This window comes from Mesorhizobium sp. (assembly GCF_005063415.1).
Lineage (GTDB): Bacteria > Pseudomonadota > Alphaproteobacteria > Rhizobiales > Rhizobiaceae > Mesorhizobium.
On the sequence record NZ_SUEG01000207.1, the window covers coordinates 1 to 7,109 of the forward strand.

Annotated in this window: 7 protein-coding genes; 4 read left to right on the forward strand and 3 right to left on the reverse strand. The window is 63.9% G+C overall.

Annotated features, from left to right (window positions below; genetic code table 11):
* Positions 1 to 210: 210 nt before the first annotated feature.
* Positions 211 to 834: an NAD(P)H-dependent oxidoreductase gene (locus tag E5W70_RS29695; RefSeq protein WP_292664849.1), complete on the reverse strand. Its 624-nt coding sequence runs from the start codon at positions 832 to 834 to the stop codon at positions 211 to 213.
* Between the two features lie 342 nt (positions 835 to 1,176).
* On the opposite strand from E5W70_RS29695, the gene E5W70_RS29700 reads away from it, so the two are divergent.
* Positions 1,177 to 1,920 carry an SDR family NAD(P)-dependent oxidoreductase gene (locus E5W70_RS29700; RefSeq protein WP_292664850.1) on the forward strand — a complete coding sequence of 248 codons (744 nt, stop codon included), beginning with the start codon at positions 1,177 to 1,179 and terminating at the stop codon, positions 1,918 to 1,920.
* A gap of 216 nt (positions 1,921 to 2,136) precedes the next feature.
* Here the strand turns inward: E5W70_RS29700 and E5W70_RS29705 are convergent, their stop codons facing one another.
* A complete protein-coding gene (locus tag E5W70_RS29705) occupies positions 2,137 to 2,766 on the reverse strand; it encodes a DUF922 domain-containing protein (protein ID WP_292664851.1) in 630 nt (209 codons plus the stop codon).
* Positions 2,767 to 2,842: 76 nt separating this feature from the next.
* Here E5W70_RS29705 and E5W70_RS29710 point away from each other — a divergent pair, with 76 nt between their 5' ends.
* Positions 2,843 to 3,607 (forward strand): pseudouridine synthase, encoded by a 765-nt coding sequence (locus E5W70_RS29710; protein ID WP_292664852.1) that lies wholly within the window; start codon positions 2,843 to 2,845, stop codon positions 3,605 to 3,607.
* A gap of 150 nt (positions 3,608 to 3,757) precedes the next feature.
* Here the strand turns inward: E5W70_RS29710 and E5W70_RS29715 are convergent, their stop codons facing one another.
* Entirely contained in the window at positions 3,758 to 4,477 is a 720-nt protein-coding gene (locus E5W70_RS29715; RefSeq protein ID WP_292664853.1) for a hypothetical protein, read from the reverse strand.
* Positions 4,478 to 4,880: 403 nt separating this feature from the next.
* Between E5W70_RS29715 and E5W70_RS29720 the strand changes: the two genes are divergently transcribed.
* Complete coding sequence (locus tag E5W70_RS29720) at positions 4,881 to 6,266, forward strand: nodulation protein NfeD (protein WP_292664854.1); 1,386 nt, start codon at positions 4,881 to 4,883, stop codon at positions 6,264 to 6,266.
* Positions 6,263 to 7,048: a slipin family protein gene (locus tag E5W70_RS29725; RefSeq protein WP_292664855.1), complete on the forward strand. Its 786-nt coding sequence runs from the start codon at positions 6,263 to 6,265 to the stop codon at positions 7,046 to 7,048. The genes E5W70_RS29720 and E5W70_RS29725 overlap by 4 nt, the downstream gene beginning before the upstream one ends.
* Positions 7,049 to 7,109 lie beyond the last annotated feature (61 nt).

Consider the following 7,109-nt stretch of genomic DNA (forward strand, 5'->3'; position numbering starts at 1 on the left):
CCCCAGGGGAGAGGAGGTCGCCAGCGTTGATGCCAGCCTCTTCTCCCCAGCGGGGAGAAGGTGGCCGCGCAGCGGCCGGATGAGGGGGCCGCCATATGCGATAGCCCTGCCGTCATGCGGAGAAGTGCCCGGCAGGGCCATGAGGGCGGCGCCGACTTCAGCGAAGCTATCGCCTGTCCAAAGCGATCGCCCGCTGCCCGCCCGGCCAAATCAGCCAGGCACGGCGGCGGCGACCGCATCAGCGCGGCCAAGACCGGCAACCGCTTTCCTGACCCGCTCCAAATGCGCCTGGCGTCCGGCGGCCGAGACGCTGTCCATCCGGTAGAGCGCCAGGAATTTGGTTCGGCACAGCGGATGGCAGACGGAGCGGAAGCCGCGCAGCAGGGTCCGCCGGCCCGGTTGTCCCATGATCCACGACATCAGCGGCGTGGCGCCGCATGTGGTCATTGCCATCACCCGGCGTATGTGCCGCAATTTGGGCCGCGGACCGCGTCGAGCGGTCGGCATCTCGAAAGCGAAGCCCGGCACCAGCACGCGCTCCAGCCAGCCTTTCAGCATCGCCGGCAGGCCGTACCACCAGGTCGGATAGATGAAGACGACCGCCTCCGCCCAGAGCAGCTCCTGCGCGTGTTGGTCCACCGGTTGCAGGTTCTCCGCCTTGTCGTGGTAACCGCGCCATTCCTGCGTGCGCATGACTGGATCGAAGCCGGTCGCATAGAGGTCGAGCAGGTGGACCTGATGGCCGCTTTCGGCAAGCGTCTCCAGCACCGTATCGCGCACGGCACCATTGAAGCTGTCCGTGCAGGGATGGCAATAGACGATGAGGACCTTCATCTTGCGCTCAGTCGCGAGATTGGATGCAAGCGCGTCGCACGCAAACAAGCCACCTGCAGACATAGTCGATCAGCTGTTTTCATGCGAAACCCCGCAGCCCCGTATCAAGACGCAACAGCTCCAGTCACGTCAAGGCCCGCTCGTTCGCTCGAAGGAAATTGCGCACACATGGGCTTGCCGGAGGGCACTGTCCCGCATGCCTTGCGGTACTCTGCGGGGAGCGGGCGCCGCCGCATATTGCGCCCAGGAACTCCAACGGTGGATTCGGTTTTCGATCAGCATTGTTGCCCGAAAGCCTGCGCCCTAGCTTCACGGCGTGTCCAAAGCGTCAGGAGAAAAAAGATGCAGACAGGAAAACTGGGCGGCAAAGTCGCCTTGGTAACGGGCGCCTCCTCAGGCATCGGCGAGGCCACAGCCTTGGCGCTGGCGGCCGAGGGCGCCACGCTGGCGATTGCCGCGCGGCGCGCCGAGCGCCTGGACGATCTGGCGAGGCGTATCCGTGAGACCGGCAGCACGGCGCTGCCGATTGCCGTCGACGTCACCGACGAAGCGCAAGCCACGGCAATGGTCGAACGGGTCCTGCAGGAGTACGGCCGGCTCGACATTCTGCTTGCGGTTGCCGGCGTCGGCGTCGCCGCGCCGTTCCGCAATACGACGCCGGAAGAATACCGCCGGATGGTCGACGTCAACATTCTGGGCCTGCTTTATCCGATCCATGCGGCGCTGCCGTCGATGCAGCGGCAAGACGCCGGCCACATCGTCGTCGTTTCTTCCGGCACCGGCCGTTATATCCACCCTTCGGTGGTCTATTCCGGCACCAAGCACGCGGTAAGCGCGATGGCGGAATCGCTTCGCCGCGAGATCGGCAAGGACGGCATCCGCGTGACCTGCATCGAGCCTGGCGCCGTCAAGACCGAGTTCACCCAGAATATGCGCGCCGATGTACGCCAGGCGGTCGAGCAAAGGCTGGGCGATATGGAGCAGCTGGAAAGCGAGGACATCGCCGCCGCCATCCTGTATGCTGTGACGCAGCCGCCACGGGTCAACGTCAACATCCTGACGCTCTATCCGACCGAGCAGGCGTGAGGTCAGCCTGCAGACGTCGATGCGCTGCGCCACCCCGCTCTGTCCTGCCGGCCATCTCCCCCTCAAGGGGGGAGATCGGCAGCTTCGTCGGCAGCACTCCTTTTGCAACGTTCGCGATTGGCCAAATCAGGGGTGACATCCAATCCCCCCACCTGAGGGGGAGATGTCCGGCAGGACAGAAGGGGGTGCTGTCCCGCCGACCTTGCCCTGCTTCGACTATCCCCCGGTCATCAGCGTGAACACAAGCTGCCGCAGCTTGCCGCCCGGGCCGAATTCGACCCGGTCGAAATCGCGGCTCGCCTTGCGTTGTGCCTGCGAAATTCCGGCGAGCCGTCTCGTCACTTCCGCCCTGATCTTGCTGCAGGCGCGGTCATCGGCGACGGTCAGGCCGATGGTGGCCGCCTCGATCTTGTGCACCATGTCGACGATGCTGGCGCCGTGCACCTTCTCGTGGGCGGCGAGGCCGGCTGCGAAAACCTCCCAGTTTTTCTGGATTGCGCCCGGCAGCCGCGCGGCCGGCTTCGGCAAGGTGTAGGTGATGATCAGCTTCGGCCGCGCCGACACCAGCACGCAGGCATCGCCTTGCGGCTGGTAGTCCCTCACCCAGGTCAGCTTGAAATTGGTATGCGCGATGACGCGGCGCTCGCCGAGCAGCGGCCCGCGCCCCCCGATCGAGACGTAGAGCTCCGGCCCGGATTGCCCTGAGATGGCATAGGTCTCGACCTTCTCGACCGCCTGCCAGCCGGCATGCGCCGGCGATGCCGGCAGGAAGGCGAGCAGCAGGCAAAGGCGAATGGCTGTTTTCTTGCAAGTCCTCGCAGCTGCTGCGCATGATGCAAAAGACATGCAGTTCCCTTCCGTGGACATAGCCGGCGGCCGGCTATAGTGGGATGCTCGTATACAAGAATCCACAGGCAACGCCATGTCGCCGCGACCGAACATTGCCCGGCAACGCCCTGCCCCCGGGACCCAGCCTCCCGGCGTCAGCCTGTGCCGCGCGCTGTCGAAGCTTGGCCTGTGCTCGCGCAAGCAGGCCGAGCTTCTGGTTGCCGAGGGGCGCGTGCGGGTCGCCGGCAAGATCGTGCGCAACGGCTCGATGCGCGTCGATCCAGGCCGCGACCGCATCGAGGTCGACGGCCGCCGCGTCGCCGCCGAGCGCAAGGTCTATCTGATGCTCCACAAGCCGCGCGGCCTGGTCACCACGCGCGACGACCCGCAGGACCGCGGCACCGTCTATGACTGCCTGGCAGGGCTCGACCTGCCTTTCGTGTCGCCGGTCGGCCGCCTCGACAAGGCCAGCGAAGGCCTGCTGCTGATGACCAACGACACGCGCTTCGCGCAGCGCCTGCTCGACCCCGCCTCGCATGTCGCCAAGACCTATCACGTGCAGATCGGCGCCCTGCCCGACGAGGCCATGCTGGTGCGGTTGCGCGCCGGTGCGACAGTCGACGGCGACTTGCTGACGGCCCGGTCCATCGAGCTGCTGCGCGGCGGCACCAGCACCGCCTGGCTGGAAATCGTGCTAGACGAGGGCCGCAACCGCCATATCCGCCGGCTGCTCGGCGCCCACGACATCGAGGTGCTGCGCCTGGTGCGGATCGCGATCGGCCCATTGCAACTCGGCGAGCTTGCCAAAGGCAAGGCACGCCATCTGACTGCCGAAGAGCTGGCGCTGATTCGGGCCTGAGCTGCTGGCGGCGACTCGATAGTCAGCCAGTCGAAGCCCAAGTGACGCAAGCAAGCAGCGCGGGGCGGACAGGGGTCGCCTTCGACTCCTGGCGGATGTTCCCGAACAGATCGCCCACACCGGTTCGAACGATACCAATCTCCATCGGTATTACATTCCGTCAGCACACAACAGATCGCAGCCGGCCGCTTTGATTTTCTGCATAAAGATCTTGAGCGATTCTTGGGCAGGCATGGGAAGCTGGCCAACCGACGGGACAAACAAATCGATCAGGGCCTGGCGATGGTCTGGAGAGATGCTCTGCGCGAGATAGGGACCATCGGCTCTTAGCGATTCAATAAGAACTATCTTGTTCCCCTGCTTCAGCGCCGGGTCAGCCAGAAAAATTGAGGCGCCACGAAACATTTTCTCTATGCCTCCTCGAGCTTTGGCACCGTTGGCTCGCAACATTTCGGCAGCGTTGGGTTGGTGCGCCAGGAAATCATTGAAAGCTAGCTGGGAAGCGGCAGCAGCCCGAAACACAAGTGCAAACGACTGCGTGGCTTCATCCTGCAAAGGCAGCGGGTTAGCCTGGCCATAGAGCGCGAGTAGCGACCCACTTCTGTCCATTACGAAAGACAGTGCTTCCAGGTCGCTCTCATCGTATGGCGGCGAACCTATCAAAGCCTCGCCGTCCCAAATCTTGTGCAGTAGATCCCGGTCCGTTGGATCTTCAAGATTTGGCAATTTGCCTTCAATCCGGCGCTGCTGCAAAAGCTCATCGAACTTGGCGAACAAATCCTTCGCATAAGCGCGGCCTGTTGGCGGAACATGGGCGTGCGCCCATGTGGAAAATAGGATTGCAAAAATCGACAACACCAAACATTTCATGGCCGTTCCTTTTACTTGACTACCTTCAGTAGCGCGACAGCGTTGTCCAAATAATGCAAGGGATAGTCGATATTGTCGATCAACCGGCCGAGATTATCGAAGATATCATCGGATGTCAGCCCGAGTAACGGGCTTGTTCGGAGCGGCGTTCATGGCATTCACCGCCATGCATCCCCGGTCACGTCGACCGATCGCTTCGCATGATGGAAGATGATGCCGACCGCGTGGGCGTATGCCGGAGCGAAGCCGGCTGACGCCGTGCCTGAGATTGCAAACCGCCCGCTTCCAGCCAACGAAGTTATGCACAGAGCGAAGCATCACCCAGTGCCCGGGCCGGTTTGATGAGCGTTCTCATGGATTTCGGCAAAATCCAGCCCATATTCTAGGGTGTGGAGCTTTGAGCGTGAAACTCGCGCGTGCGGTCCTGCTTGCCGCGACTTTCGTGGCTGTTGCGGCCGTTTGTCCCTCTTCGGCAACCGGAGAGGCGAACGGCCGGGAGAAAATTGTGTTGCGCGTCGAGATAGACGGCGCCATCGGTCCGGCGAGTGCCAGGCAGCTCGAGGAAGCGCTGGCGGTGGCCGCGGACCGGAACGCCCAGGCTGTCATCCTGCAGATGGACACGCCCGGCGGGCTGGTTACTAGCATGCGCGAGATGATCGCCGGCATCCTAGCCTCGCCGGTTCCCGTCATCGGCTATGTCGCGCCCGCCGGCGGGCACGCGGCGAGCGCCGGAACCTACATCCTCTACGCCACCCATGTAGCGGCGATGGCGCCCGGCACCAATCTGGGCGCGGCAACGCCGATCGAGATGGGCGGGCCGCTGCCATCGTTTCCCGGCGGCAAGAACGATGGCCCGGAGGCGGACAAGAAGAACGCACCGGCGGGCGACGCGATGATCGCCAAGGCGACGAACGATGCCGTTGCCCTGATCCGCAGTCTGGCTGAATTGCGCGGGCGCAATGCCGAATGGGGTGAAAAGGCCGTGCGCGAGGCGGCCAGCCTGTCGGCCGGCGCGGCGCTGCAGGAGCATGTCATCGACTTCGTCGCCCGCGACACCACCGAACTGCTTCAACTGGCCGACGGCCGGACCGTCGAGATCGCAGGCAAGAAAGAGGCATTGGCGACGAAAGGGCTACCGGTTGAAACGCTTGAGCCAGGCTGGCTCATCCGGCTTCTCGCCGTCATCACGGACCCGAACATCGCCGTCATCCTGATGCTGGTCGGCGTCTATGGCCTCGTCTTCGAGTTCACGAGCCCGGGCGCGGTCGCGCCCGGCGTGATCGGCACGATTTGCCTTCTGCTCGGGCTCTATGCGCTCAATCTCCTGCCGATCAGTTATGCCGGCCTTGCCTTGATGCTGCTTGGCATCATCTTTCTCGTCGTCGAAGCCTTGAACCCGACAGTGGTCCTTGGGCTGGGAGGCGTGGCTGCGTTTCTGCTGGGCGCTGCCATGCTGCTCAAGATCGAGGGGCCCGGCTTCGAGATGTCGTGGGCCGTTATCGGCACCGCCGCCGTCCTGACGCTCGGCCTGGCGCTGTTGACCGGCAGCTATCTGTGGGCGGCCCGCAAGAACGTTCCGCGTGTTGGCTCACAGGCCATGCAGGGGCTGCCGGCGGAGGTCCTCGACTGGCAGGGCAGCGAGGGCCACGTGCTCGCCCGGGGCGAGCGCTGGCGGGCAAAAGCCGACGAACCGCTTGCAGTGGGCGACAGCGTCGAGGTGGCTGATGTCAGGGGTCTTGTGCTGACGATACGGCGCCGCAATGTGAGAAGCGATGGAGCAAGGCAATGATCATCGGTTATATGGCCTATCTGGCAGCAGCGCTCGTCGTGGTCATGTTCCTATCCGCGGCCATTCGCATCCTGCGGGAATATCAGCGCGGCGTGGTCTTCACGCTCGGCCGCTTCACCGGGGTCAAGGGCCCCGGCCTTATCATTCTCATCCCCTTCGTGCAGCAGATGGTGAAGGTCGACCTGCGAGTGGTGGTCCAGGACGTGCCGCCGCAGGACGTGATTTCGCGCGACAACGTCTCGGTAAAGGTCAACGCCGTTCTGTATTTTCGTATCGTCGACGCCGAGCGGGCGGTCATCCAGGTCGAGGACTTCATGGCCGCGACCAACCAGCTGGCGCAGACCACGCTGCGGTCGGTGCTCGGCAAGCACGAGCTCGATGAAATGCTGGCCGAGCGAGACAAGCTCAACAGCGATGTCCAGGAGATTCTCGATCAGCGCACCGATGCCTGGGGCATCAAGGTCTCCAATGTCGAGATCAAGCATGTCGACCTCAACGAGAACATGATCCGTGCCATCGCCAAGCAGGCAGAGGCCGAACGGCTGCGGCGCGCCAAGGTGATCAACGCCGACGGCGAACAGCAGGCGGCGGCAAAACTCGTCGAGGCCGGCAAGATGCTGGCCGAGGAGCCGCAAGCCATGCAGCTGCGCTATTTCGAGGCCCTGCACGACATCGCCGGCGAACGCTCGTCGACGGTCGTGTTCCCGCTGCCGGTGGATTTGCTCAGCCAGTTCCTGAAACTGCAGGGCGGTGGAGGCGGAGGCGCAGGCGGCGCGACCTAACAAGGTTTGGGTTCCTCGCCCCCGCAGAGCGGGGGAGAGGTGGCCGCGAAGCGGTCGGAGA